The sequence below is a fragment of the Enterobacter cloacae complex sp. IR5441 genome (assembly GCF_049238215.1).
GTDB lineage: Bacteria > Pseudomonadota > Gammaproteobacteria > Enterobacterales > Enterobacteriaceae > Enterobacter > Enterobacter hormaechei_C.
The window spans coordinates 31708-56993 of sequence record NZ_JBMKIA010000022.1 but is presented as its reverse complement, the minus strand read 5'-3'; the positions used below and the strand labels follow the sequence as shown (position 1 = coordinate 56993).

Sequence of the window (25286 nt, the reverse complement as noted above, 5' to 3'; positions counted from 1 at the left end):
TCGCGGATGAACGAACATACGTCGCCTGCATTTTGGCCCGCCCGGGGAAGTCTCCATGAAGGGCGGGCTTTTGTTCTGAAAGAGGATGTCATTTTTACCGTGCTGGCGCAGGAGGGCGGCATCTCCTGGATGAACGGGCGACATCCCCAGTCCGGCGGTTCGTTTATTATTGCCACCGCGGTCAGCGATGAAGAAGAGGAGCGGGCAACGCGGCTGCTGAAAAACGAGTTTGCCCTGCGCGACCGGCTTCATGACGGCTGGGCTATCCGGCCCGTCGCTTCAACCCAGTACCGCGGACGTTTTGCGCTGGTCTACGCGCCGTTCTGCTTTGAACTGCTGGCGTGCCGGGCAGGTAAGGCGATTTCCGGGATCGCCCGCTTTATCGAAATGGCGATCCGCATCTGCGGTCCCCTGCGCCAGATGCATCTGCACAACCTGATCCACGGCGATATCAAACCCGGGGCGTTCTTCGTTCATCACGACGCCACCTGCCGTCTTTGCAGCTTCGGTCTTTCCTGCGGCACCTCCGACGCGTTCTCCCAGTCCCGGCTTGCCGCGTCTGGCGGCACGCCCGCCTACATGTCACCGGAACACACCACGCGTACCCGGCGCGCCGTCGACAGCCGGAGCGATCTCTACAGTCTGGGTATCGTGCTTTATGAACTTCTGACCGGGCGATTGCCGTTTGAACTGAGCGCTGATGACCAGACCAACTGGGCGCATTACCACATTGCCTCTGAGCCGCTTGCGCCGGGGCGGGTGCGCCCGGACGTACCCGGCATGCTGTCGACCATTATCCTTAAGCTGCTGGAGAAGAATCCGGAGAATCGCTATCAGACCGTCGACGGGCTGATTGCCGACCTCAGGCGCTGCCAGGCGACGCTGACCGCCGAAGGTGAGATCGTCGACTTTATTCCCGGCCAGCAGGATCGCTCTCCGGCGATCCATCTTGCCGATTCGCTTTTCTCTGCGCATCCGCAGGCCAGCGACGTCATCGCCGCGTTTGAGCGGGTCAGCCAGAGCGGTGCGCCGGAACTGGTGACTATTGGGGGGCCTTCGGGGATCGGCAAATCTTCCGTGATCGCCACCACGCTGAAATCGCTGCAACAGCGCAAGGTGCTGCTGGCGGTGGGCAAGGTCGATCAATATTCTCCCACGCTGCCCTACGGCGTGCTGAGTTCGGCGTTTCGGACGCTCACGCTGCATCTGCTCGGGCTGCCAGCCGGGGAGGTAGCGACGTGGAAAATCCGCCTGTCGCGGGCGCTGGAAGGCTTCGAGGAGCTGGCCGTTAGCCTGGTGCCGGAGCTGAATTTACTCCTTGAGAACAAACCGCGTTTCTCTGCGGATACCTTTTCCATCGACGCGCGGGCGCGCTTCAGCCATATGGTGCTGGCGCTGGTGAAAACCTTCGCCACCCAGGGCGCGCCGCTGGTGCTGCTGCTGGATAATGTGCAGTGGATCGACGCCGCCAGCCTGCAAACGCTCGATCACCTGCTGCGCGCCTGCGGCGCCATCCCGCTGCTGGTGGTGGTGGCGCACCGCGATCTCAGTTCGCTTTCTGAGCCCACCTTGCAGACCGCGCTGGCGAACCTGCCGGAGGCGGCGCAACACGCCACGACGATCGTGCCGCAGCCGCTGTCGGTGAAGGCCGTGGCGCGCTGGCTCGGGGGGATTTTTCATACCCGCAGTACCGGTACCGCCGATCTTGCCACGCTGATCCATGAAAAAACCGGCGGCAACCCGCTGTTCGTGCAGGAATTTTTCCGCCGCATCGTCGATGACGGACTGGTGGTGCACAACAAATATCAGGGGAAATGGCATTACGATCTCCAGGCCATCCGCGCCCGGCACTACACCGAGAACGTGGTGACGCTGGTGCTTGAACAGCTCAAGGAGATGCCCGACGAGACGCGCCGCCTGCTGGGCAGCATCGCCTGCCTCGGCTGCACGGGCGAGCTGGAGATGCTGTGCCGCGTGGTGGGGCGGTCGGCGGCGGAAATCCGCTACGCGCTTCATCCGGCGGTGACCGCTCAGCTGATTGTGCTGACGGAGAAAGAGTACGCTTTTACCCACGATCGGGTGCAGGAAGCCGCCTTTGCCCTGCTGGATGAGGGCGAGAAAAGCCATCTGCACCTGACCACCGCCAGCCTGCTGGCGGATGCCGCGCGGCAGACGGCGGGCAACGAACTGCTGTTCCGCGCGGTTCACCACGTCAGCGCCGCGCTGAACTGCATCCAGCCTGCACCCCAGCGGCAGCGATTCCGGGAGCTGAGCCTTCAGGCCGCGCGGCGTGCGAAGCGTACCGGCGATTACCTTTCCGCCTTAAGCTATATCCAGACCGCCAGAGCGCTGGGGAATGCGGGCCCGGTCTCGGACTTTATGCTGGATATCGAAGAGGCGGGCTGTGAGTTTGCGCTCGGACACCTGGAGCGCACGCGTGCGCTGTGCGATGCGATCCTCGGTTCACCGGGCGGGCTGACGGAGAAAGCGCTGGCCGCCAACCTGCTGGCGGAAGTTTATATGCGCCAGTCGGAGATCCGCCTGGCGCTGGAGGCGTCGTTATGCTGGCTGGGCGTGTTCGGGATCCAGATCAGCCGCTACCCGGAAAATGCCGAATGTGACGAGGCCTGGCAGCAGTTCTGTCAACGCACCGCCGACGCGCCGCAGAACCCGTTTTCTCAGCTTAAGCTGATGGAGAACGCAGAGACCGAAGCGGTGATGAACCTGCTTTACAGCGCCAGTATTTTCGCCAGCTTTACCTGCCCGCGCCTGCACTTTTTACTCCTGTGCCGGATGATGCACCTCACGCTCGATCACGGGATCACCGGCGCCTCCACCACGGCGATGGCCTGGTTTGGCGTGCTGATTGGCCACCGCTACGCCGAATACCGTCTCGGGTTTGAGTACGGCACGCTGGCTCGTGAGCTGGTGAACCGCCACGGCTATGATGCCTATGAAGCCAAAACCCTGCTGCCGCTCGACCAGCTCAGCGTCTGGACCCAGCCGCTGTCGTACACTATCGAGTGCGCCAAGGCCTGCTTTACCTCAGCGGTGACCCACGGCGACATGACGATGGCCTGCTTCGCGGCCTGTCATCAGATCATTAACTTCCTCTCCCGGGGCGACCATCTGGATGGCGTGCTGACCAGCATCGATCGCGGTCTGGCCTTTGTGCGCAAAACGGATTACCAGGACATTGAAACCGTTCTGCACATTCAGCGCCGCTACGTGGAGTTTTTACGCACGCCGGTGACGGGCCCATGGAGCGCCGCCCAGGCGCTGCCTGACGATCTGCTGCCCGCGCCGCCGGAGCAGGCGCCCGAGCAGACCTCGACCATGCTCTTCTGGTACTGGCTCTATCGCGGGATGGCGCACTTTTCCTGCGGCGAATACGCCGACGCACAGGCGGATTTAGAAATGGCGGGCTGGTATGCGTGGTCCGCGCCGGGTCATATTCATCTGCTGGATTACCATTTTTACAGCGCGCTGGCGCTCTCCCGCCAGCTCACGCCGGAAACCTTTTCGGCGGATTATCGCCGCAGTATTCATCACCATTACGACAAAATTGCCCTCTGGGCGCGGATCAATCCGGGCACATTTGCCGATAAAGAGGCGCTGATTTATGCCGAAATCGTCCGTCTGGACGGCATGAACAGCATCGCGCTGGAGCAGTATGAAAAAGCGGTGCGACTCTCGCGGGAGGGCGGGTTTAACCCGATCAATGCCCTGGCGCACGAGCTGGCCGGGCGTTTCTCGCTGGCCTGCGGCTACCCGACCGCCTCCGACGCCCATTTCCGCGGCGCGATTGCCGCCTGGGGGCGCGTCGGGGCGCAGGCCAAGGTGCGCCAGCTGGAGCAGGATTTCCCCCATCTGCTGGCCTCCGGGCAGAGCCGCGCGTATGACACGGCGGCGTTTGCCCAGAACGAGGTGATCCGCGATTTACAGAGCGTCATCAAAGCCTCACGCGCCTTATCCGAAGAGATCAACCTTGAACGTTTAATCGAAAACCTGATGACGCTGCTGCTTGAACGGGCCGGGGCGCAGCGTGGCCTGCTGCTGCGCGTCAGCGATAATCACATCCCGGAAATTGAAGCCAGCGCCTGGACCAGTACCGACGGCGTGCGGGTGCGTATCCTGAAAGCGTCACCGATGGCGACGGACATGCCGCTGTCGGTGCTGGCCGCGGTGATCCGCACCGGGCAGGAGATCCGCACCGGCAAACCGGAGGAGTTCCACCCGTTCAGCCAGGATCCGTATCTGGTGACGTCCGGCGCCGCCGTGATGTGCGTGCCGATGTTCAAACAGGCGCGGCTGGTGGGGATTCTGTATCTGGAAAACCGCCTGATGCCGGAGGTGTTTACCGCCGAACATTCGCGCGTGGTCAGCCTGCTGGGCGCGCAGGCGGCGGTTTCGCTGGAGACGGCGCGGCTCTACGCCGAGCTGCTGGCGGAAAACATCCAGCGCCGACGGGTGGAGAAAGAGCTGCGCGCCAGCCAGACCTCGCTGATGCTGGGCGAGCAGATCAGCCATACCGGCAGCTGGCGCTGGGAGCTGGTGCAGGATCTGATGTTTATGTCCGAAGAGTACGCCCGTATCCTTGGCCTGCCGGAGCAGCAAAAGATGATCTCAATGGCGGAGTTTTTGACCTTCGTGCATGAGGATGATTATGGCCGGATCAGCACCCTCGTTAATCAGAGCGTGCGTGACGGGCTGTCGATGCGCGTGGAGTTTCGCATCATCCGCACCGACGGCTCCGTTCGTTACCTCCTCGGGATTGGCGATCCGGTGGGGGTGGGCAGCGAGGTGAATGAGTATTACGGCATCATTACCGACATCACCAGCCAGCGGGCGGCGGAGGATGCGATGCGGGTGGCGCAGGCGGATCTGGCGCGGGTCTCACGAGCCACTACCGTCGGGCAACTGACCTCCTCGATCGCGCACGAGATCAACCAGCCGCTGATGTCGATTGTCTCGAACGCCGGCGCGAGCCTGCGCTGGCTCAACCGCGATCCGGCGCGGCTGGAAAAAGTGCGCGAGGGGCTGGAGGAGATCGCCGCCGAGGGCGAGCGGGCAGGGGAGATCATCCGCAGCATTCAGTCTCTGACGCGCAAACAGGACCCCACGTTTACGCGAATCGATCTGCACTTCCTGATCCACCACATCATTATGCTTTCCCGCAGCGAACTTGAGCTGCGACACATAAGCGTTGATTATCTTCTGAACGCTGACGACAGCTTTATCATCGGCGACAGCGTGCAGATCCAGCAGGTGCTGCTTAACCTGGTGATGAATGCGATGGAAGCGATGGCGGAAGTGACGGATCGCCCGTGCAGCATCACGATCGCCACCGCGAACTGCGCTGAGGGGAAGGTGATCTTTGAGATCGCCGATACCGGCAGCGGCATTGAGCCAGAGCTCACCGAGCGGATCTTTGACTCGTTCTATTCGACCAAAGCGCAGGGAATGGGGATGGGGCTGACCATCAGCGCCAGCATCATTGAACGGCACCGGGGGAAACTGAGCGCGCGCCGCAGAGAGCCGTACGGCACGGTGTTTACCTTCGCGTTGCCGCTTGCCGGACAGGAGATGTAACGGTTATTCCGCTGGCTGATGTTTGGTCAGGCGCTCGACGGCCCTGACCAGTTCAGCCACGGAGCGGACCTGCATTTTCTCCATCACTCGGCGGCGGTGCACTTTCACCGTAATCTCACTGACGCCCAGCTCGGCGGCGATCTGCTTGTTGAGCTTGCCGCTGACGGCCAGCTCAAGCACCTCATGCTCGCGCGGCGTGAGGGACAGATGGCGCTGTTTCAGGGCGTAGTGCTCTTTGACGCGGGCGGCGTTGTGCTGTGCCAGCCTGAGCGCGGATTCGATGGAGCCGATGAGCGCGCTGGATTCAACGGGCTTAGTGAGAAATTCGTAGGCCCCGCCTTTGATCGCCCGGACGGACATAGGGATGGTGCCGTGGCCGGTGAGAAAGATGATCGGTATTTCCCGCCCGCTGTCTTTCAGCGCATCTGCGACATCAAACCCGGTTATCGTGGGCATTTGCATATCGAGGATCACGCAGGAGGGCAGATCCTCAAAGGGATGGCTGAGAAAGGCCTCTGCTGAGGAAAAGCCAAGGGCATGTATATCCGCAGATTCCAGCAGCCTGACAACGGACTGCCTGACTGTGTCATCGTCATCAACCACATAAACAATGTGTTCCATTCACCGCCCCGGTGTTGATTTAAATGTCGAGGATGTAAACAGTCACTATGGCTACGTAAGAGACTGTTTATGCTGACTTTCATCTTAACACATTAAATATCATTATCATTTAGCAATATGATAACCATATGAAGTATAGCGAGCTGGAGCGGAGGCGATGAAGGAACGAAACGCTGTTTTTATGCACCGACAAGCTCAATACGGTTGCCGTCCGGGTCCGCAATCACCGCTTCATAGAAACCGTCCCCGGTCATACGCGGGGCGCTGAGCAGGGAGCCGCTTGCCTGCGCCTGCGCTGCCATACTGTCCACCTGCGCTTTGCTGCCGACGTTGATGGCGATATGCGCCCAGCCGACAAATTCCGGGTGCGAAGGTGCACTGGGCAGGCCCGGCAGCGTCATCAGCTCGATGGTCGGCCCGTCATCCAGGGTAATAAAGTGAGATTTAAACCCCGGACGATTTTTGCTGACGTAGCGGTCATTACTGCGGCCGCCAAACACCGTTTCCCAGAACTGAACCTGCGCGTCCAGGCTGCGGGTCCAGAGTGCGACATGTGCAATATTCATAAGATCCCTCGTTATTTGTCTGTGAGGACTTTCACCGGTAAAACAGGCTACACTCTGGTTTTGAGCGCGACAAGCTGAGGAAACAACAATGCACTACACACTGAAAGAAAGCGACAAGGAAAAAGCGGAAGGAACAAACGGCGCGGGCGCTCTACAGCAAAAACTGCTGGAATCCCGTTCGATTGTCATCTCCGGAGAGATTAACCAGGAGCTGGCCCAGAAGGTCATCACTCAGATGATCCTGCTGCAAAGCGTCAGCAACGATCCGATCAAGCTGTACATCAACAGTCAGGGCGGCCATGTAGAAGCGGGCGACACCATCCACGACTTCATTAAGTTTATCCGTCCGGAAGTGCATGTGATCGGCACCGGCTGGGTGGCGAGCGCCGGGATCACCATCTTCCTGGCGGCGAAAAAAGAGCACCGCTACGCTCTGCCGAATACCCGCTTTATGATCCACCAGCCGCTGGGCGGCGTGCGCGGTCAGGCAACGGATATCGAAATCGAAGCGCGCGAGATCATCCGCATGCTGGAGCGCGTGAACAAGCTGATTGCTGACGCCACCGGCCAGCCGCTGGAGAAAGTGAAGAAAGATACCGACCGTAACTTCTGGATGTCACCGGCGGAAGCGCTGGACTACGGCATCGTGGGTAAACTGATCACCCATTATGACGAGCTGAACCTGGATTAAGTTTAAGCCCGCGTGTGCGTCGGGTGACGGCTTCGCCTTACCCGACCTACGCGCGCTCGATTGACCCATGACAAGTTCCCCCCTCGCTGTCTCTTCTATAATCGCGCCTGTCTCCCCTCTCACTGGTGCTACCCATGGCGTATCAACTGAACCTGAACTGGCCGGAATTTCTTGAAAAATACTGGCAAAAACAACCCGTTGTGCTGAAAAATGCCTTCCCGAATTTTGTCGACCCCATTACCCCTGATGAACTGGCGGGTCTGGCGATGGAGCCGGAAGTTGATAGCCGCCTGGTAAGCCATGCTAACGGCAAGTGGCAGGCGAGCAATGGCCCGTTTGAGCATTTCGATAACCTCGGTGAAACCGGCTGGTCCCTGCTGGCGCAGGCGGTGAACCACTGGCATATGCCCGCAGCAGAGCTGGTGCGTCCGTTCCGCGTCCTGCCGGACTGGCGTCTTGATGACCTGATGATCTCCTTCTCCGTCCCGGGTGGCGGCGTTGGGCCGCATATCGATCAGTACGATGTGTTTATTATCCAGGGGATGGGCAGCCGCCGCTGGCGCGTGGGGGACAAGCTGCCGATGCGTCAGTTCTGTCCGCATCCGGCCCTGCTGCATGTCGATCCGTTTGAGCCGATCATCGACGAAGATCTGGCCCCGGGCGATATCCTCTACATTCCGCCTGGATTCCCGCATGACGGCTTCACCCATGAAACCGCGCTCAACTACTCTGTCGGTTTCCGCGGGCCGAACGGTCGCGATCTGATCAGCAGCTTTGCCGACTACGCGCTGGAGAACGATCTGGGCGGCGAACATTACAGCGATCCGGATCTGACCTGCCGCGAACACCCTGGCCACGTGGAGCAGTACGAGCTCGATCGCATTCGCCAGATGATGATCGACATGATTAGCAAGCCAGATGATTTTACGAAATGGTTTGGCAGCTTCGTCTCCACGCCGCGTCACGAGCTGGATATTGCCGCCGCCGAGCCGCCGTATTCCGTAGAAGAGGTGCTCGACGCGCTGCAAGGGGGCGAAACGCTCTCCCGCCTGAGCGGGCTGCGCGTGCTGAACATCAACGGCAGCGTCTTTATCAACAGCGAACAGCTGGAAACGGCGGATGTGAACGGTGCGGATGCGCTGTGCCGCTTCACCGAGCTCGGCCAGGCTGAGCTGGGCGATGCGCTGAATAATCCGGCGTTTGTGGAAGAGCTGACCGGTTTGATTAACCAGGGCTACTGGTTCTTCGACGAGTAACAGCAGGCGGCGTTTAGTCAGGCTAAACGCCGCCAGGTTCAGACCAGCATATTACAGGCCTTCCAGTAGTTAAGAAGCCGCTCATCGTCGCGCTCTTTCTCCGCTTTGATTTTCATCGCCCGGGCAAGATTTTCTCGCGATACTTCATGGCCTTTTTGCACGATGTCTAAAACCGCTTCACCAAGAGCCAGTGAAATTTCTGCCCGATTATTGCGAATCGTCATAAATACCTCCTCGTTGGTTGCGATAATTTAATTATGAACGGGAAATAATCAGTCGGTAATAATTCATCTCATTCTTATTTTTTCATTTCGGCGTTAAGTAGACTTAATATTCGGTTCTGTCAATGATGTTTCAAAATGCTAATAAGACGTTTAAGCCTGAATTTATGCGCTACAGTTAATTTCGTGCAACAGGCAAATAACCGAAACAGGAGAATAATTATGGTAGATAAAAGCGCAATTAAGGATCACACTCAGGTTGTCGCCAGCTGCGGAACGCACGTCGGGGTTGTGGACCATCTTGATGGTGAGCGTATCAAGCTTGCGAAGAGCGATCCGGAATCGGGCGGCAAGCACCACTTTATTCCTCTCGGCTGGGTTGATAAGGTCGAAGATAATAAAGTTGTCCTGACCAAAAACCATAAAGAGGTTTTTGCTGAGTGGCAGGAAGCATAAATATATTTCTCGCAAGGAAATATATGCCTTCGCTCCGGCTTCGTCCGGAGCGTAATAGTGTCTGCGCCCGGTGATTGCTGCCATTACAAATGGATGGTACTGTTTTGCCTGTCCTTTCCCCGATGCAGGCCCCAAATGATGCTCCAGAGTGAAAATAGATCAGCGAAACGCATATTTTTTGTTGAAGATTTTCAGGTATTCGGCGAGCGCTACGGCATCGACTACCGTTTCCCCCAGTTAAAAGAGGCGCAGGTCAGCTGTAGCCCCGTGTTGCAGGGGAATGTTGAAGAGATGATGCTCTCGTCCGGCATTTCGCTGACCCACTCCGACGTACGTGTACTACAGCCCTATGAAACCACCTCTCGCCACAGCAGCCCGCTCTATATGCTGGTGGTGCTGGAAGGGTGCGTGACGCTCACGCTCAATGGTATCAATTATCCCGTCCGCCCGGGCATGGCGTTCAGCTCACGTCTGAGTGAAGATCAGGTGATGAGCGCGCGTCACGATGCCGACAGCACGCTGAAAACGCTCTCGTTTGGCGTCTACCCGCACGATGCCGGACGTGAAGCCCTGCTTGAGTCATTGCTTCTGGAATGGCAAAGCCTGAATGCACCCGCCTTTGTCTGGCAGGTTCCCGAGTTTGTGATGTCAGGTATTCTGCATGCGCAGCGGCAGGGGGGAAGCGTGCTCTCACGCAAGCTGTTGCTGGAGGGGCTGATGTATCAGCTGCTCGGCCATGGCCTCAACCAGCGCCAGCAGCCTTGCCCGCGCCGGCCTGAGCATGCGCGTCTTGAACGCGTGCGGAGCCTGCTGGAACAGTCTCCTGAACGGGATCATACTCTCGCGCAGCTGGCAGCCCTTGCCGCAATGAGCCCAAGCAGCCTGCGCAGCAAGTTCCGTCAGCGCTACGGCTGCACGCTCTTCGATTACCTTCGCGACTGTCGCCTTGCGCTGGCGCGCCGCTATCTGCTGGAAGGCCACAGCGTGCAGCAGGCGGCTTGGATGTGCGGGTATCAGCATGCCACCAACTTTGCCACCGCGTTTCGTCGTCATTACGGGATTTCACCGGGGGACGTGCGCAAACTCCGCTAACGTAATTTCTCCTGTCGCGCGAATGCATTTCGTGTGGTTTAGCATCGCGCATACGTAACCTGGCGGCACGCATAGCCGTTTGCACTCTCAAAAAGGTAATAATTCTTATTAACAATAAGAAATATCTCTGGAGAGGGTTATGTTTGTTAAATCGCGTCTGGCACTGCTGGTGGGATGGGTTACCGGTAGCGTTGCTTTTCCTTTACTGGCGCAGGATGCCCAAAAAACTGACACCGTGGTGGTGACCTCGCAGATGCAGTCTGCGGCCACCAAGCTTGAAACACCGGATATTGAAACCCCGCAGTCGGTCTCTATCGTCACTCGCGAGCAGTTCGAAGAGCAGGGCGCAACCAGCGTGCGTCAGGCCGTGAGCTACACGCCGGGGGTCTACAGCAACCAGATCGGGGCGTCAAACCGCTTTGACTACATGGTGCTGCGCGGCTTCTCGGACGGCAGCCTGGATAACGTCTACCTCGACGGCCTGAAGATGATGGGCGACACCAACTCCCACAGCTCGCTGGTGGTTGACCCGTGGTTCCTGGACAGTATCGAAGTCGTGCGCGGTCCGGCCTCCGTGCTCTATGGTCGCTCATCGCCGGGCGGGATTGTGGCGCTCACCTCCCGTAAGCCATCGTTCGATCCTGGCGGGGAGATCAAGCTCTTCGCCGGTAACAATAACCAGCGTGGGGCGATGTTCGACGTCACTGGCCCGGTTGATGATAACGACCGCGTGGCGGTGCGCCTCAGCGGGATGACCCGCTATGCCGATTCCCAGTTCGATCCGCTGAAGGAAGAGCGTTACGCCCTGATGCCGAGCCTGACCTGGCGTATCACCGACAACACCCGTCTGGATCTGATGGCCTACCTGCACCGCGATCCGGAAGGCGGCAGCCACTCCGGCCTGCCATATGAGGGCACTGTTGTACCGCACAGCGGTAAGAAAATCTCCAACACCTTCTTCGAGGGCGAGGACGATTACGACAAGTACGATCGTCGGGAAAACATGGTCGGCTATAACATCGAGCACCTGTTTGACAGCGGCTGGTCCGTGCGCCAGAAGCTGCGCTACCTGCACACCAAAGTCGAGCTGAACCAGGTGTATGCCGCAGGCTGGCTGAATGACACCGAGCTGAACCGCGGCTATTCCGGCTCCGACGAGAAGATGAACGCCATCACCCTGGATAACCAGGTCGACGGCAGCTTCGATACCGGGGCGGTAAACCACCGCGTGCTGATCGGCATGGACTACCAGGACCGCACCAACAACGTCACTGGCTACTACGGCGGCTTCCCGCCGATTGACGCTTTCCATCCTGTTTACGGCGCGAAGCCGGACTACATCACCCAGTACAGCAGGGAAAAACACAAGCTGCGCCAGACCGGCTACTACCTACAGGATCAGATGTCCATTGACCGCTGGCGCCTCACGCTGGGCGGGCGTTACGACCAGGTGAGCGTGTCGAACGTCGACAACTTCAACCACACCCGCAGCGATCTGGATAAAAATAACTTCAGCAGCCGCGCGGCGCTGCTGTATCTGTTTGATAACGGCGTCGCGCCGTACGTCAGCTACTCTACCGCCTTTACGCCGACCAGCTTTGCCGACGAGCAGGGCAACATTTTGGATCCGATGAAGGGCAAGCAGTGGGAAGCGGGTGTGAAGTATGAGCCGGAGGGGATGAACAGCCAGTTCAGCGCCTCGGTGTTCCGCATTAACCAGAAGAACATTGCCACTAAAGAGGAGCCGACCGATCCGTACCGTTCCATCGGTGAAATCGAATCCGAAGGCGTTGAACTGGAGGCGATTGGTCAGCTGACCGACAGCCTGCGTATGCAGGCCGCGTACACCTACACGGATATTCGCTACAAGAAGAGCAGCCCGGAAGAGGAGGGCAAGCGCGCCGTTTATGCCCCGCGTAACATGGCCAGCGCCTGGCTGAGTTACGACGTCAAAACCGGCCCTCTGGATGGCCTGACCGTCGGCTCCGGCGTGCGCTATGTCAACGGGATCGCCAGCGATCGCCAGAACACCCATACGCTTCCGTCGTACACGCTGGTGGATATGACCGTGGGGTATGACCTGTCGAAAGTGGGGCTCACGGGCGTGAGCGCGCAGTTGAACGTCAATAACCTGACGGACAGAAGCTACGTCGCGGCGTGTAACTCGCTCTCTTACTGCTACTTCGGTGCAGAACGCAGCATTGTGGGCAGCGTTTCGTGGAAGTTCTGAGTCGTTGACCATTGCCCGGTGGCGGTTTCCACCCTCTCCCTTTGGGAGAGGGTTGGGGTGAGGGCAACAGGCCGCACTACTCCTCCATCGCAATCACAATTGCCTCGCCCATCTTCCTCAGCGCTTCGCGGTTCTTCTCCGTCGGCGGCAACGCCACGTTGATCCGCAGGCAGTTGCGGTACTTCCCGGAGGCAGAAAACAGCGACCCGGCCGCAGCCTGGATCTTCAGACGGCACAGCTGCTTGCTGACGCACACCATATCGACCGTCTCCGGCAGCTCAACCCACAGCAGGAAGCTTCCTTGCGGGCGGGTGACGCATATCTCTGCCGGAAAATACTGCCGCACCCAGCAGGTATAGGTTTCCATATTCTGCTGATAAATCTGACGCATACGGCGCACGTGGCGATGGTAATGGCCGTCGCGAATAAACGCCGCCACCGCCATCTGCGTGCCCGGCACGTTAAACCCGCCCGCGGCGTACTTCATGTGCATCACCCGGTCGTAATAGCGCCCCGGCACGATCCAGCCGACGCGCAGGCCCGGCGCCACGGTTTTGGTAAACGAGCTGCATAAGAGCACGCGGCCATCTATGTCCATAGAATGAATGGTGCGCGGACGCGGGTACTCCGCCGCCAGCTCGCCGTAAATGTCATCCTCAACAATCACGATATCGTGCCGCTGTGCCAGGGCTAAGACCTGCTTCTTGCGAGACTCCGGCATGATAAACCCGAGCGGGTTATTGCAGTTCGGCACCAGGATCACCGCCTTGATCGGCCATTGCTCCATCGCCAGCTCTAACGCCTCGATGCTGATCCCGGTCTCGGGATCGGTGGGAATTTCAATGGCCTTGATGTCAAAGCCGCGCAGCATCTGCATGGTGCCGTGAAACGATGGTGACTCGACTGCCACGATGTCACCCGGCTTGCACACCGAGAGCAGGGCGATCGACAGCGCGCCGTGGCAGCCGTTGGTGATGACAATCTCGTTTGCCGCCACGGTGGAGCCGCCATCCAGCATCAGACGGGCGATTTGCTCGCGTAGCTCCAGGCGCCCGTCGAGCACGTCATAGCTCAGCATTTCGCCCGGATTATGCTGCGCAATGCGGCTCATCTCACGCCACAGCGGCTTCAGGCTCGGTTGGTTAATGTCCGGTGAGCCGCCGCCAAAGGAGATCATCTCTTTGTCGGCGCGGGCGTCCAGCAGCATCATCACTTCGTCCCACTGGGTGACGTCCACGGGGCGCTGCACCGGGCGCGTCATCGCCGGGACGGGCGGCTGGGCTTTGCGTTTCGAGACAAAATAGCCGGAGCGCGGCTGAGGCGTAATCAACTGGCGGTTTTCGAGGATCTGGTAGGCCTGCTGTATGGTGCTGATGCTCACGCCGTGCTCCTGGCTCAGCGTGCGTACCGACGGCAGACGTTCACCGCTGCGATACAGCCCTTGTTCGATACGTTCCGCCAGGAGGTTGGCCAGATGTTGATAGCGCGTCATGCTGTATCCTTTTTTTTCACCATACAGAGCATTAAACCAGTACAGATTGATGGGTAAACCACCATGCAGATACCGTTTTAGCGGATCTGTATGGTAAACAAAAGCAGTTTTTGAATCTGTATTGTACTGGCCGTTTTCCATGATGATAACTCCACTGGCACAGCGAGGAGAGCATCATGGAATTCTACGAGAATCGTTCAAAACGTCCGTTTATCGCGTTTGTCTGGATAGCGAAAACGCTGCGTAACTGGTATCGCATCAACCGTACCCGCCGTATTCTGAGCCAGATGAGCGACGAGCAGCTCAAGGACGTCGGGTTATCGCGATATGATGTGTGAGCATAGGGTTGCCCGGTGGCGCTACGCTTACCGGGCCTACAGGAGACCGTAGGCCGGGTAAGGCGCAGCCGCCACCTGGCGGTTTTCAGCTCAACAGCGCAAGCGTCTGCCGTTTCGGCCTTTCCAGCAGCTCAACCGCCTCCTGATATGACCGCACGTTGTTATAGCCCATCACCAGCCCGTAGCGTTTGCCCGACCCGCGATACCACGCCGAAAGCGCATTGACCTGCAATTGCTGTTCCTGCCAGCAGCGGGCGATCTCCCGGTCAGCGCTTCCCTTTGCGAGGAACGCGACAATATGCATTCCACCGTCGTTTTGCTCGGTGAAGAACAGATCACCATAGACCTCACGCAGGGCGGCAATCATCCAGTCGCGGCGGGTTTGATAGAGCGCGCGCATCTTTTTCAGATGACGGAAAAAATGCCCCTCGTTGAGAAAGGCTGTGAGGATCTTTTGCGTCAGGACCGGCTGGCCGCTGGTGAGGATGTCCGCGCTGTCGGTAAACGCGCCGACGGTGCTGGCGGGCATCACCACGTAGCCCATGCGCAGTGAAGGCATGATGGTTTTGCTGAAGGTGCCCATAAAGATCACCCTGTCATGCTGGTCGAGGCTTTTCAACGACGGCAGCACTTTGCGGGTGTAGTGAAATTCGCCGTCATAGTCATCTTCGATAATCCACGCCTCGTTTTGTGACGCCCAGTCGAGCAGCTGCTGCTTGCGCGGCAGGGAGAGCGTCACCGCCAGCGGGCTCTGGTGCGACGGAGTAACGATGGCGAAGCGGGCATCGTGGTGATTACGCAGCAGGTAGTCCGTATCCATCCCTGCGCGATCGACCGGCACGGTGTGCAGGCGGGGCACAATGCGCTTGAGCAACTGCTGGCCCATAAAGTAGCCCGGATCCTCAAATACCACCTTATCGCTGCGGCTGGCGAGCGTGTCGAGGATCAGGCGCAGGCTGCCGCTGTAGCCGCTGGTGATCAGCACCTGTTCTGCGGTGCAGGACAACCCGCGCGAGATATTGAGATAGCGGGCAATTGCCTCGCGCAGCGGATACCAGCCCAGCACCGGCGGGTTGAGCATTTCATCCTGACGCATGGCGCGCGTCGCCTGGCCTGCCAGCAGCAGCCATTTTTTATAGGGGAAGCTGTCGAGCGCGGGAATGCCGGGGCGCAGAAAACCGGCCCGTTCGCGCTGGCTAATCAACGACGCCGGCAGCGTGCCGGTCGCTTGTTCTGCCGGAGCGTTTTGCGCGGGCAGCAGAAGATCCGGATTCACCCGCGTGCCGCGCGCGCCCTGGCTTACCAGATATCCTTCCCCCGTCAGAATGGCATAGGCTGTTTCAACGGTTTTTCGCGCGACCTTAAGCTCTTCAGCCAGCACGCGGATGGCAGGCACTTTGTCGCCGGGCTTCAGTACGCCGCGCGTGATGTTATCGCGATAGCGGGTATAAATGTCGTGATAGCCCGGCTTCATGTCCTACCTCATTTCAGGTTTTTTGTGTCTTTTTACTATGTCATTAACGGCGTAGATTTGCCTCATCGCATGATAAAAACCGCACAAAAAAGAGGAAAGACAATGAGCACCCGCGTAAACCACCACAAAGCCACACCTGCACTCGCCAACGCGCTTTCCGCCCTGAGCATGGAAGTGGCGAAAACCTCCATTGATCCGGCGCTGAAGCACCTGATCGACATTCGCGTCTCGCAGCTGAACGGCTGTACCTTCTGCCTGGATATGCATTCGAAAGAGGCCAAAATTGCCGGCGAGCGCGAGCTGCGCCTGTACCATCTGGCGGCATGGCGCGAGTCGCCGCTGTTCAGCGCCCGCGAGAAAGCCGCGCTGGCCTTCACCGAAGCGCTGACCCAGATTAGCGTTCACGGCGTGAGCGACGCGCTGTACCGCAGCGTGGCGGAGCACTTCTCGGACGTGGAGATTTCAGAGCTGAACTTCGCCATCGTAGCGATCAACGCCTGGAACCGCCTGGGCATTACCTCCCGCATGGAGCCGGGCTCGCTGGATGCGGCATATGGGCTGAACAAGGCTAACCTGGAGTAATCCCGCGCCCGCGGATTATCGCCACCAGCGCCCGTAAGCCTGGCGGGACGTGACGATGGCGAGTGGGGGATTCGGGCGTTTATGGAGCCGAGGTCGATTGTGGGTTAAACCCTGCCCGGTGGCGCTACGCTTACCGGGCCTACAAAACACCGTAGGCCGGATAAGCGCAGCGCCATCCGGCAAACACTTCGCTCCATACCGAAGCATTGTACCTCTTCATTCTGCATTCTCTCCCCAACATCACAACGGAGAGAAAACCATGATCGCAGTCCTTTTCGAAGCCAAAGCCGAACCCGCTTATCAGGCGCGCTATCTGCAACTGGCCGTAGAGCTTAAGCCTTTACTGGCCGACATCGACGGCTTTATTGATATCGAACGGTTCCAGAGCCTGACGACCGACGGCAAAATCCTGTCCCTTTCCTGGTGGCGGGATGAAGAGGCCGTCCGCCGCTGGAAGCAGAATGTCTTCCATCAGGCCGCGCAGGCCGAAGGCCGGGCGTCGATTTTTTCTTTCTACCGTATTCGCGTGGCGCAACTGGTGCGGGAATACAGTTCCGAAACCGGAGGGCACGCGGATGTATGACGTTCATGTGATTTTTAGCGACAGGCCCGGCGAGCTGGCGAGCTTTGGACAACTGTTAGGCCGCAACGGCGTGGGGCTGGAGGGGGGCGGCGTTTTCGGTACGGATGCCCATTTCCTGGTGGAGGACGGGGAAAAAGCCCACCGTGTGCTGCTCGACGCCGGGTTTACCGTGCAGGCGCTGCGAAAGCCGGTGATCAGAAAGCTTAAGCAGGAGCGTCCTGGCGAGCTGGGTGAAATTGCGGCGGCGCTGGCGGCACGCGGCGTGTCTATCCTGACTCAGTACAGCGACCATGCGAATCACCTTATTCTGCTGACGGATGATGATAAGCTGGCCGCAGAGATCACCGAATCCTGGGCGACGAATGTTAAAGACGAGCTTACCCTCTGATAACAGCGCGATGCTGGAACAGGCCATTGCCGCTGTAGCGGCTGCAATGGCCGATCCGTCGCGCGTGAAGATGCTCTGTGCTCTGATGGACGGGCGGGCGTGGACGGCTACAGAGCTGAGCGTGGCGGCAGACGTTGCGCCGTCGACCGCCAGTGGGCATCTCGCGCGGCTGGTGGAGGGAAAGTTGATTACCTGCCTGTCTCAGGGGCGGCATCGCTACTATCGCCTGGCGGGACACGACGTGGCGGCGCTTGTCGAGCAGATGATGGGGCTCTCCTGGAGCCGCATCACGCCGCCGGAAACCTCCGCGCCAAAAGCCCTGCGCGAAGCACGAACCTGCTACGACCATCTTGCCGGAACGGTGGCGGTGCATATCTATGAATTCATGCAGGCGGAAGGCTGGCTTGAGGCAGACGGTTCAGCGCTCACGCTACATGGCCGCGAGCAGTTTCTGAAGCTTGGTATTCCGTTAAATCCCAATACCCGTCGCAAGGCGTGCTGCGCTTGCCTGGACTGGAGCGAGCGGCGGTTTCATCTGGGGGGAGAGGCCGGCGCGGCGCTGCTCATCCACATGGAAAGCAAAGGTTGGATCCAGCGGGTGGCGGGGTACAGGGAGGTGGTGGTGACGGCTTCGGGGAAAAGTGCCGTCAGGAAGCATTTTAGCCGCTAAACGCCGTTGCGGGCTGATGCCCTCACCCCGACCCTCTCCCACAGGGAGAGGGAGAACATCGTTTCGCAATTCCTGCGCTTTAACTTCTCGTTTCTTGATACTTACCATGATAACTATTATCGTAATGGCGTACTACGAGAGGATTCCCCATGAGTGAAGAAGATCTGTTTAACCGCAGGCCGATGGGCATGCGGATGGCGATGATCGTGCGTCAGTGGCGCGCAGTCATCGACGACGCCATTCTCGACACCGGGTTAACCCAGTCGAGCTGGACGGTGATGATGCAGCTTCATCAACTCGGGGATAACGTCTCGGTCAGCGAGCTGGCGGAAGTGCAGGGGATTGAACTGCCTCCGCTAATGCGTACGCTGACACAGCTGGAAAAGCAGGGCTACCTGCTGCGCACCGTCTCGCCGTATGACAAGCGTATCCGGCTGCTGACGCTGACGCCTGAGGGAAAAGCCATTCTTGAAAGGCTCTCTCAGGTGATTGAGACGTATCAGGCGCGCGTATCGCAAAACATCGCGCCGGAACATATCAATATTTTCAGCGCCACACTCAATCAAATCGCCTGCAATTTGCGGACAATCCGCGAAGAAGATAATAAGACCGAAAAATAATGACTCCTGAACAAAAGTTTGCCCGCTGGGTAAGGGTGAGTATTGCCTCTTTCCTGCTGATGTTTGTCTACTTTATCGTCGCGGATATCTGGATCCCGCTGACGCCGGACTCCACCGTGATGCGCGTGGTGACCCCGGTGTCTGCCCGCGTCTCCGGGTATGTGGCGGCGGTACATGTCCACAACAATAGCCAGGTTAAGAGAGGCGATCTGCTGTTTGAGCTCGACGCCACGCCGTTTCGCAATAAGGTCGAAGCGGCGCAGATTGCGCTGGAACAGGCGCGTCTGTCTAACGATCAGCTGGACGCGCAGATTGCCGCGGCGCAGGCCAGCCTGAAAACCGCGGTGCTGACGGCGCGTAATGACAAAGTGACCTTCGACCGCTACCAGAAACTGAGCACCTTGCAGAACGTGTCGCAGGCGGATCTGGATAAGGTCCGTACCACCTGGCAGAGCAGCGAGCAGTCCGTCAGCTCGATTCAGGCGAATATTCATAACCTGCGCATTCAGCGCGGCGAGCGGGATGAGCACCGCAACGTGACGCTGCAAAAATACCGTAACGCGCTGGATGAAGCGGAGCTGAATCTTGGCTGGACGAAGGTCTACGCCGAGGCGGACGGCACGGTCAGTAACCTGCAATTAAGCCCCGGTTTTTACGCCTCGTCCGGTTCGGCTGCGCTGGCGCTGGTGAACACCCGGATCGATATCGTGGCGGATTTCCGCGAGAAGAGCCTGCGGCATACTCACCAGGGGACCGACGCCGCCGTGGTGTTCGACGCCTTCCCGGGGCAAGTTTTCCGTGCCCACGTCACCAGCAGCGACGCGGGGATCCTCGCCGGACAGGAGGCCGTAAACGGTCAACTTTCTGAACCGGAAACCTCCAACCGCTGGGTGCGTGATGCCCTGCGTATGCGCATTCACGTGGCGCTGGACGAAGCCTTACCGAAGTCGCTGCCGACCGGCGCGCGCGCCACCGTGCAGCTCTACAATAGCGAAGGGCCGTTTGCGCGATTCTTCTCCGGGATGCAAATCCATCTGGTGAGCCTGCTTCACTATGTCTATTAGCACCCTGGCGCGGGTATTTACCCCGCACGGCAACATCGTCTATACGGCAAACGACTTTCGCCAGACCCTGCGTATCGTCTTTGCCGGGATGATTGCGCTCAGTATTTCGAGTTTCTACAACACCAGCTACGGCGTGTTTTTTGTGGTCTATCCGATCATGCTGCTCTCGCTGGTGCCGGTGTTTAACCGCCACGTGGCGAAGCAGTTTATCTTCAGCGCCTCGCTGAACTGCATCGAAATGGTGTTTATCATCGGCTATCTGTCCCAGTGGCCGGTCATTATGACGCTGGTGGTGTTTGCCCTGTACGTGATGCGTTTTCGCTTTATGAGTAAGGGGCCGCTGTTCCTGTTCGGCTCGATGGGCGTGGTTTGCCAGAGCGTGATGCTCAACTTTATGAGCTACCCCACCACCAACTGGCACACGCTTTTATTCTCTAACATCGAAGCGAGCGTGATGGCGGTGTGCCTGAGCGCGCTGATGAACTACCTGCTGCCGGACGTGGAGCCGCGTAAGCCGCCGCCGCTGATCGAGAAAGATGACGCCCGCGTGCGCCACGAGTCTCTGCTCTCGGGCACCGTGGCGACGCTGATTTTCGTGGTGTTCCAGATGAGCGACTTAAGCGATTCGCTTTCGGCGCTGATGGCGGGCATTTTGATCCTGTTCCCGATGCACTATCGCGGATCGGTTATCAGCTCCATCTGGCGCGTAGTCGGCGTGGTGCTGGGGTGTCTTTATATCCTTGTCGTCCAGCTTATCCTCTACGATCACAGCAGCCATATGCTGCTAATGATGCCGCTGATTGGCCTTGGACTGGCGTTTGGCGCGCGTCTGCACGTAATGGAGAAGGTCGGCGCTGGGGTAGGCTTCGCCAGTATCACCACCATCGGCATTATGTTCGGGCAGAACATGCATCCGGACAGCGACCTGGTGTTCAGCGATCTGTACCGCATCACCTCCGTCACCTTCGCGCTGGTGGTCACGCTGACGATGGTCTTTCTGGTGCACCTGATCCTGAACCGCTTCGAGGCGACGCGCTACGTTATCGCGCCGCCAAAAGCGGATTAATGCCCCAGCACGGCGGGCAACTGCGAGAGCAGAAACAGGATCAGGCCAATCGTTCCGCCCACCAGGGTACCGTTAACGCGAATGAACTGAAGATCTTTACCGATATTGAGTTCTATCTGGCGTGACATGTCTTTGGCATCCCAGCTTTTCACCGTGTCGCTGATATGGCGCGTCAGGAACGCGGCGAAATCCGGCGCCACGCGGTGCGCGGCTTGCTCCAGATGCTCATTCAGCGACGCCCGCAGGCTGGCGTCGTTGGTCAGCGTTTCGCCAAACCACAGCCCGGCGTTGGCGATACGCTGCTTCACGCGGGAATCATCGCTCTGCATGTCATTTTTCAGCCACTGGCGCAGGTCAGCCCACATTTCCCCCAGATAGCGGTTAAAGGCTTCGTCATTCTTCAGGTAGTGTTTGATATTCTCGGCTTTCGCCGTCATCTCCGGATCGTTTTTCAGATTGTCGATGAACTTGATCGTGGCGCGGTCAAACGCCTGACGGATCTGGTGCGTGCGGTCGTGGCTGATATCGTCCAGCAGCGTGTTCACCGCGTTCGACACCATCTCCGCGCTTTGATCGCCCAGCCACTCGGTGGGCAGCACCATCGCCTTGCGCGGATGCTCGGTCTTAAGCCAGTGGACGATCTGGTCGGCAATAAATTCCCGCGTGCTTTCCCGCTGAATCAGGGTAATCAGGCGGTTGATGATGGCGTCCAGCAGCACCTGGTGACGGTTGTTTTTGGTCATGCTTTCCAGCATGACGGCGCTGGTCTCGGTTAGATCGACCTTATCGATAGCCTTGTGGACGGCGCGTTTGAGCAGGCGCTGAATGCGTCCATCGTCGGTAAGTTCCAGAAAACCGCTCATCACCTGCACCAGATGCTGCCCCACGCGCCGGGCGTTATCGGGCTGGCTGAACCAGGTCCCAATCATCTGTGCGGGCTCGTAGCGACGGATAAGATCGACAAGGGATTGCGTATCGAGAAACTTTTCCTGCACGAACTGGCCGAGATTGTCGCCGATGCGGTCTTTATTGCGCGGGATAATCGCCGTATGGCGCGAGATAAAGGGAATTGGCACCCGGCGGAACAGCGCGACAACGGCAAACCAGTCCGCCAGCGCGCCGACCATCGCCGCTTCGGCAATGGCCTTTACGCCGCGCACCCAGAAGGTTTGCGGCAGGAACAGAGTGGTGATAAACGCTGCGACGGCAATCAGCAGCAGCGACAGCGCGAGAAGCTTGGCGCGTTTGAGTTCGGTATGTTTTTCCATGGGTTAAGGATAGAGGGATACGGGGGAAAAGTGCAAAAACCGCCACAGCACCCACCCACCAAACCCCATCAACACCACCCCTGCCGTGCGCTCTATCAGCCAGAGCGAACGGCTGAGCTTTCGCTGAACCGCCGGTAACCCCATCAGCGATATCAGCGCCAGATCCCATACCAGCACCACCATCACCATCCAGACGCCGCAGGTCGCCTGCTGAAGCAGTGTGACGTCCGGCCCGAGTAACGCTGTCATTAGCGCCAGGTAGAACAACGCGTTTTTGGGATTTAACAGCGCCGAACCCAGCCCCAGCAGGATCTGCTTACGCAGAGAAGGGCAGCGCTGGCGGGGTTCTTCCAGCGCCAGCGGCTGCGGGCGGCTGCGCACAAGATGCGAGCCAATCCACAGCAGGTACAGCGCGCCGGACAGTTCGATAAGCGTAAACAGCCACCCAAACTGGCGCAGCGCGCTCCAGCCGATAATCACCAGTAAGATATACAACCCGTTACCTGCTGCGATGCCGAGACACAATCCGGCGCTGCCGCGCAGCCGGTAGCGGGCGGCGTAGCCTACCAGCAGGAAGAAATCCGGGCCCGGGCTTAACAGGGCAACAAAATGCGCCAGCGCCAGGGCAAGAAAGGCGGAGGGAAATAACAGTTCCATAGCGACCTCAGTGACAAATCTGAGGTCACCTTACGACGTTACGTATCCTGATTATTGTCTGATATTGATCGGCCCGTGGCGTACTGGCGCGGCGTGGCAGCGGTATAATTCACGAAGGTCTTATGAAAATGACTCTGGTCGGCAAACCCGCTCTGGTAGCCCACGTCGGCGATATCATCCCCCGCGCGCAGCCGCGCTTTGGCGTACTCCACGCGCGAAATGTTGAGGAAACTGCCCGGCGTCAGGCCGGTATCCTGCCTGAAAGTGCGGATCAGCGTCTCCTTGCGCAGTGAGAATCGTTGGGCGAGTTCGTCAAGGGAAGGCGGTGCGGCAAGGTCGGAGAGTAACGCCTGCTGAACCTGCTGGCTGGTTGAGCGAGGTGCATTCATCTCACCCGCGCAACGGGGAAGGGCAGAAAGCAGGGTCTCCACGGATGCGGAGGACATCGTCCCGACAACGGCAAGAAAGTGCTTAAAGAGCGTGGGATCGCGAATAACCTGTAGCGCCAGGGGAAGATCGGTGTCGATATAGAGCATATGGTAACTGCGCGGCTTCCCGACAACGGGGTTGCAGCTGTGCGGGGCATAAGCCGGGATCACGATAAGATCACCGGGATCAAGAACGTACGCATTGCCATGACTTACGCAGCAGGTCTGGCCTTCCACAATCGCGCCGATGGAGAGCTGTGGATGGCAATGACGTTTATATGCCCGGGTGCTTTGCCACGTACTGCGCAGCTCAAGGCCTGCTGCGCGGTTAAAGGTCTGGCGGATGTGGCGGGTATCGGTCATAGGAACTCCATTGATGAGCATTTTTTATACCATGTCTGCGCATCGCCTGGCAGCGTCTTGTTAAGAACCCTCCGTATATACCCAACTTTACCTTCAAAGCCAGTCAGATTGACTACCCTTAATACCCTAAGCGGTAAAACAAGGAGATTCGATATGGCTTACCAGACAGTAAATCCTGCCACGAACCAGCTCATCAAAGAATATCCCTCTCACACTGACGCAGACGTTGAAGCGGCGCTGAAGGCAGCCGATGCGCTCTATCATTCCGACTGGGCGAAAGGCGACATAAGCCAGCGCCTGCCGGTGCTGCATAAGCTGGCGGACCTGATCGACGAACGCGTGGAGGATCTGGCGAAAATCGCCAGTCAGGAGATGGGTAAGCTCATCGAACAAAGCCGCGGCGAAGTGAAGCTGTGCGCGCAAATCGCCCGCTACTATGCGGACAACGCGAAGCAGTTCCTGGCCCCGGTGAAGTATGACTCTGAACTCGGGGAAGCATGGGTTGAACATCACCCCATCGGCGTGCTGATGGCCGTCGAGCCATGGAACTTCCCGTACTATCAGCTGATGCGCGTTCTGGCGCCAAACCTGGCAGCGGGCAACCCGGTGATCGCCAAGCACGCCAGCATCGTGCCGCACTGTGCAGAGACCTTTGCACAGCTGGTACGTGAAGCGGGCGCGCCGGAAGGGGCGTGGACCAACCTGTTTATCTCGTCCGAACAGGTGGCGAACATCATCGCCGACGATCGCGTACAGGGGGCGGCGCTGACCGGTTCAGAAAAAGCGGGTAGCGTGGTTGCGGCACAGGCTGCGAAGCACCTCAAAAAATCGACCCTGGAACTGGGCGGGAACGATGTCTTCGTGGTGCTGGACGATGCGGATCTGGATAAAGCCGTGAAGATCGGCGTTAACGCGCGGCTGAACAATGCCGGGCAGGTCTGTACCGCGGCGAAGCGCTTTATCCTGCATGAAAAGATTGCAGACGCCTTCCTGAGCAAATTCACCGAGGCGTTTAAGCAGGTGAAAATTGGCGATCCGCTGGACGAAAGCACCACGCTGGGGCCTTTGTCATCCAAAGACGCGCTGGAGACGCTAACTAAACAGGTTAACGAGGCGGTGAAAAATGGCGCGAAGCTGCACCATGGCGGCAAGCCGGTTCAGCGTGACGGAAGCTTCTTTGAGCCGACCATCCTGACGCATATCTCGCGTGATAACCCGGCGTACTTCGAGGAGTTCTTCGGTCCGGTAGCGCAGGTTTACGTGGTGAAAAGCGACGACGAAGCGGTCGCACTGGCTAACGATTCCCACTACGGTCTGGGCGGCGCGGTGTTCAGCCAGAACATCGAGCGCGCGAAGAAAATGGCGTCGCGCATTGAGACCGGGATGGTATACATCAACTGGCTCACCGACACTGCGGCAGAGCTGCCGTTCGGCGGCGTAAAACGTTCGGGTTACGGACGCGAGCTGTCGGACCTGGGGATCAAAGAGTTTGTGAACCAGAAGCTGGTGGTCGTTCGCAAGTAATGCGGTAATAAAAAAAACCTGCCATCCGGCAGGTTTTTTATTAA

At 58.7% G+C, this 25286-nt stretch carries 22 protein-coding genes and 1 pseudogene; 15 read left to right on the top strand and 8 right to left on the bottom strand.

Features of this window, described 5'->3' with window-relative positions; genetic code table 11:
• Nucleotides 1–6 precede the first annotated feature (6 nt).
• Complete coding sequence (locus tag ACOTX5_RS19380; protein ID WP_045911308.1) at nt 7–5592, top strand: trifunctional serine/threonine-protein kinase/ATP-binding protein/sensor histidine kinase; 5586 nt, start codon at nt 7–9, stop codon at nt 5590–5592.
• A gap of 3 nt (nt 5593–5595) precedes the next feature.
• Here the strand turns inward: ACOTX5_RS19380 and ACOTX5_RS19375 are convergent, their stop codons facing one another.
• Complete coding sequence (locus ACOTX5_RS19375; RefSeq protein WP_017383872.1) at nt 5596–6213, bottom strand: response regulator transcription factor; 618 nt, start codon at nt 6211–6213, stop codon at nt 5596–5598.
• A 179-nt stretch (nt 6214–6392) separates the two neighbouring features.
• Entirely contained in the window at nt 6393–6779 is a 387-nt protein-coding gene (locus ACOTX5_RS19370) for a VOC family protein (RefSeq protein ID WP_017383871.1), read from the bottom strand.
• A gap of 85 nt (nt 6780–6864) precedes the next feature.
• On the opposite strand from ACOTX5_RS19370, the pseudogene ACOTX5_RS19365 reads away from it, so the two are divergent.
• Both ACOTX5_RS19365 and ACOTX5_RS19360 read left to right on the top strand, forming a co-directional pair.
• Nucleotides 6865–7470, top strand: a pseudogene (locus ACOTX5_RS19365) (ATP-dependent Clp protease proteolytic subunit); the annotation flags it as partial.
• Between the two features lie 134 nt (nt 7471–7604).
• Complete coding sequence (locus ACOTX5_RS19360) at nt 7605–8726, top strand: cupin domain-containing protein (RefSeq protein WP_045911307.1); 1122 nt, start codon at nt 7605–7607, stop codon at nt 8724–8726.
• Nucleotides 8727–8764: 38 nt separating this feature from the next.
• On the opposite strand, the gene ACOTX5_RS19355 is transcribed toward ACOTX5_RS19360, so the two are convergent.
• Nucleotides 8765–8950 (bottom strand): hypothetical protein, encoded by a 186-nt coding sequence (locus ACOTX5_RS19355; RefSeq protein WP_015572568.1) that lies wholly within the window; start codon nt 8948–8950, stop codon nt 8765–8767.
• A 219-nt stretch (nt 8951–9169) separates the two neighbouring features.
• Between ACOTX5_RS19355 and ACOTX5_RS19350 the strand changes: the two genes are divergently transcribed.
• The 3 genes from ACOTX5_RS19350 to foxA all read left to right on the top strand — a co-directional run bounded on the left by ACOTX5_RS19350 (nt 9170) and on the right by foxA (nt 12725).
• Nucleotides 9170–9403, top strand: coding sequence for a DUF2171 domain-containing protein (locus ACOTX5_RS19350; RefSeq protein WP_003863067.1), 234 nt, complete (start codon nt 9170–9172; stop codon nt 9401–9403).
• A 135-nt stretch (nt 9404–9538) separates the two neighbouring features.
• Nucleotides 9539–10495 carry a helix-turn-helix domain-containing protein gene (locus ACOTX5_RS19345; RefSeq protein ID WP_040117184.1) on the top strand — a complete coding sequence of 319 codons (957 nt, stop codon included), beginning with the start codon at nt 9539–9541 and terminating at the stop codon, nt 10493–10495.
• A 121-nt stretch (nt 10496–10616) separates the two neighbouring features.
• Nucleotides 10617–12725: a ferrioxamine B receptor FoxA gene (gene foxA / locus ACOTX5_RS19340; RefSeq protein ID WP_103557149.1), complete on the top strand. Its 2109-nt coding sequence runs from the start codon at nt 10617–10619 to the stop codon at nt 12723–12725.
• A 76-nt stretch (nt 12726–12801) separates the two neighbouring features.
• Here the strand turns inward: foxA and ACOTX5_RS19335 are convergent, their stop codons facing one another.
• Entirely contained in the window at nt 12802–14217 is a 1416-nt protein-coding gene (locus tag ACOTX5_RS19335) for a PLP-dependent aminotransferase family protein (protein ID WP_045911315.1), read from the bottom strand.
• Nucleotides 14218–14393: 176 nt separating this feature from the next.
• Here ACOTX5_RS19335 and ACOTX5_RS19330 point away from each other — a divergent pair, with 176 nt between their 5' ends.
• Complete coding sequence (locus ACOTX5_RS19330) at nt 14394–14555, top strand: DUF1127 domain-containing protein (protein WP_015572572.1); 162 nt, start codon at nt 14394–14396, stop codon at nt 14553–14555.
• 85 nt (nt 14556–14640) lie between these two features.
• Here ACOTX5_RS19330 and ACOTX5_RS19325 read toward each other — a convergent pair whose 3' ends face one another.
• Nucleotides 14641–16029, bottom strand: coding sequence for a PLP-dependent aminotransferase family protein (locus ACOTX5_RS19325; protein WP_017694575.1), 1389 nt, complete (start codon nt 16027–16029; stop codon nt 14641–14643).
• Between the two features lie 102 nt (nt 16030–16131).
• Between ACOTX5_RS19325 and ACOTX5_RS19320 the strand changes: the two genes are divergently transcribed.
• From ACOTX5_RS19320 to ACOTX5_RS19290, 7 genes are all read left to right on the top strand, one after another.
• The gene (locus tag ACOTX5_RS19320) at nt 16132–16611 is read left to right on the top strand and encodes a carboxymuconolactone decarboxylase family protein (protein WP_045344429.1); all 480 of its coding nucleotides are present in this window, start codon (nt 16132–16134) and stop codon (nt 16609–16611) included.
• Between the two features lie 259 nt (nt 16612–16870).
• The gene (locus tag ACOTX5_RS19315) at nt 16871–17194 is read left to right on the top strand and encodes an antibiotic biosynthesis monooxygenase family protein (RefSeq protein ID WP_045911306.1); all 324 of its coding nucleotides are present in this window, start codon (nt 16871–16873) and stop codon (nt 17192–17194) included.
• Nucleotides 17187–17582 carry an amino acid-binding protein gene (locus ACOTX5_RS19310; RefSeq protein WP_045333469.1) on the top strand — a complete coding sequence of 132 codons (396 nt, stop codon included), beginning with the start codon at nt 17187–17189 and terminating at the stop codon, nt 17580–17582. The genes ACOTX5_RS19315 and ACOTX5_RS19310 overlap by 8 nt, the downstream gene beginning before the upstream one ends.
• Complete coding sequence (locus tag ACOTX5_RS19305; RefSeq protein ID WP_045348386.1) at nt 17557–18252, top strand: ArsR/SmtB family transcription factor; 696 nt, start codon at nt 17557–17559, stop codon at nt 18250–18252. The genes ACOTX5_RS19310 and ACOTX5_RS19305 overlap by 26 nt, the downstream gene beginning before the upstream one ends.
• A 149-nt stretch (nt 18253–18401) precedes the next feature.
• On the top strand, nt 18402–18872 hold the full coding sequence (locus ACOTX5_RS19300) for a MarR family winged helix-turn-helix transcriptional regulator (RefSeq protein ID WP_023295868.1): 471 nt from the start codon (nt 18402–18404) through the stop codon (nt 18870–18872).
• Nucleotides 18869–19936 carry an HlyD family secretion protein gene (locus ACOTX5_RS19295; protein ID WP_234101248.1) on the top strand — a complete coding sequence of 356 codons (1068 nt, stop codon included), beginning with the start codon at nt 18869–18871 and terminating at the stop codon, nt 19934–19936. The genes ACOTX5_RS19300 and ACOTX5_RS19295 overlap by 4 nt, the downstream gene beginning before the upstream one ends.
• Nucleotides 19926–21002 (top strand): DUF2955 domain-containing protein, encoded by a 1077-nt coding sequence (locus tag ACOTX5_RS19290; protein ID WP_015572578.1) that lies wholly within the window; start codon nt 19926–19928, stop codon nt 21000–21002. The genes ACOTX5_RS19295 and ACOTX5_RS19290 overlap by 11 nt, the downstream gene beginning before the upstream one ends.
• Here ACOTX5_RS19290 and ACOTX5_RS19285 read toward each other — a convergent pair.
• The 3 genes from ACOTX5_RS19285 to ACOTX5_RS19275 are packed head-to-tail and all read right to left on the bottom strand — an operon-like array spanning nt 20999 to nt 23718.
• The gene (locus ACOTX5_RS19285; protein WP_015572579.1) at nt 20999–22270 is read right to left on the bottom strand and encodes a DUF445 domain-containing protein; all 1272 of its coding nucleotides are present in this window, start codon (nt 22268–22270) and stop codon (nt 20999–21001) included. The genes ACOTX5_RS19290 and ACOTX5_RS19285 overlap by 4 nt on opposite strands.
• Nucleotides 22271–22273: 3 nt before the next feature.
• On the bottom strand, nt 22274–22927 hold the full coding sequence (locus ACOTX5_RS19280) for a LysE family translocator (RefSeq protein ID WP_017383862.1): 654 nt from the start codon (nt 22925–22927) through the stop codon (nt 22274–22276).
• Between the two features lie 38 nt (nt 22928–22965).
• Nucleotides 22966–23718 carry an AraC family transcriptional regulator gene (locus tag ACOTX5_RS19275; RefSeq protein WP_015572582.1) on the bottom strand — a complete coding sequence of 251 codons (753 nt, stop codon included), beginning with the start codon at nt 23716–23718 and terminating at the stop codon, nt 22966–22968.
• 153 nt (nt 23719–23871) lie between these two features.
• On the opposite strand from ACOTX5_RS19275, the gene ACOTX5_RS19270 reads away from it, so the two are divergent.
• Nucleotides 23872–25242, top strand: coding sequence for an NAD-dependent succinate-semialdehyde dehydrogenase (locus tag ACOTX5_RS19270; RefSeq protein ID WP_017694568.1), 1371 nt, complete (start codon nt 23872–23874; stop codon nt 25240–25242).
• Nucleotides 25243–25286: the final 44 nt, after the last annotated feature.

Coding starts and splice junctions, on each gene's coding strand:
- ACOTX5_RS19380 (WP_045911308.1), top strand. CDS start 7: ATGAACGAACATACGTCGCCTGCATTTTGGCCCGCCCGGGGAAGTCTC.
- ACOTX5_RS19375 (WP_017383872.1), bottom strand. CDS start 6,213: ATGGAACACATTGTTTATGTGGTTGATGACGATGACACAGTCAGGCAG.
- ACOTX5_RS19370 (WP_017383871.1), bottom strand. CDS start 6,779: ATGAATATTGCACATGTCGCACTCTGGACCCGCAGCCTGGACGCGCAG.
- ACOTX5_RS19360 (WP_045911307.1), top strand. CDS start 7,605: ATGGCGTATCAACTGAACCTGAACTGGCCGGAATTTCTTGAAAAATAC.
- ACOTX5_RS19355 (WP_015572568.1), bottom strand. CDS start 8,950: ATGACGATTCGCAATAATCGGGCAGAAATTTCACTGGCTCTTGGTGAA.
- ACOTX5_RS19350 (WP_003863067.1), top strand. CDS start 9,170: ATGGTAGATAAAAGCGCAATTAAGGATCACACTCAGGTTGTCGCCAGC.
- ACOTX5_RS19345 (WP_040117184.1), top strand. CDS start 9,539: ATGATGCTCCAGAGTGAAAATAGATCAGCGAAACGCATATTTTTTGTT.
- ACOTX5_RS19335 (WP_045911315.1), bottom strand. CDS start 14,217: ATGACGCGCTATCAACATCTGGCCAACCTCCTGGCGGAACGTATCGAA.
- ACOTX5_RS19330 (WP_015572572.1), top strand. CDS start 14,394: ATGGAATTCTACGAGAATCGTTCAAAACGTCCGTTTATCGCGTTTGTC.
- ACOTX5_RS19325 (WP_017694575.1), bottom strand. CDS start 16,029: ATGAAGCCGGGCTATCACGACATTTATACCCGCTATCGCGATAACATC.
- ACOTX5_RS19320 (WP_045344429.1), top strand. CDS start 16,132: ATGAGCACCCGCGTAAACCACCACAAAGCCACACCTGCACTCGCCAAC.
- ACOTX5_RS19315 (WP_045911306.1), top strand. CDS start 16,871: ATGATCGCAGTCCTTTTCGAAGCCAAAGCCGAACCCGCTTATCAGGCG.
- ACOTX5_RS19310 (WP_045333469.1), top strand. CDS start 17,187: ATGTATGACGTTCATGTGATTTTTAGCGACAGGCCCGGCGAGCTGGCG.
- ACOTX5_RS19305 (WP_045348386.1), top strand. CDS start 17,557: ATGTTAAAGACGAGCTTACCCTCTGATAACAGCGCGATGCTGGAACAG.
- ACOTX5_RS19300 (WP_023295868.1), top strand. CDS start 18,402: ATGAGTGAAGAAGATCTGTTTAACCGCAGGCCGATGGGCATGCGGATG.
- ACOTX5_RS19290 (WP_015572578.1), top strand. CDS start 19,926: ATGTCTATTAGCACCCTGGCGCGGGTATTTACCCCGCACGGCAACATC.
- ACOTX5_RS19285 (WP_015572579.1), bottom strand. CDS start 22,270: ATGGAAAAACATACCGAACTCAAACGCGCCAAGCTTCTCGCGCTGTCG.
- ACOTX5_RS19280 (WP_017383862.1), bottom strand. CDS start 22,927: ATGGAACTGTTATTTCCCTCCGCCTTTCTTGCCCTGGCGCTGGCGCAT.
- ACOTX5_RS19275 (WP_015572582.1), bottom strand. CDS start 23,718: ATGACCGATACCCGCCACATCCGCCAGACCTTTAACCGCGCAGCAGGC.
- ACOTX5_RS19270 (WP_017694568.1), top strand. CDS start 23,872: ATGGCTTACCAGACAGTAAATCCTGCCACGAACCAGCTCATCAAAGAA.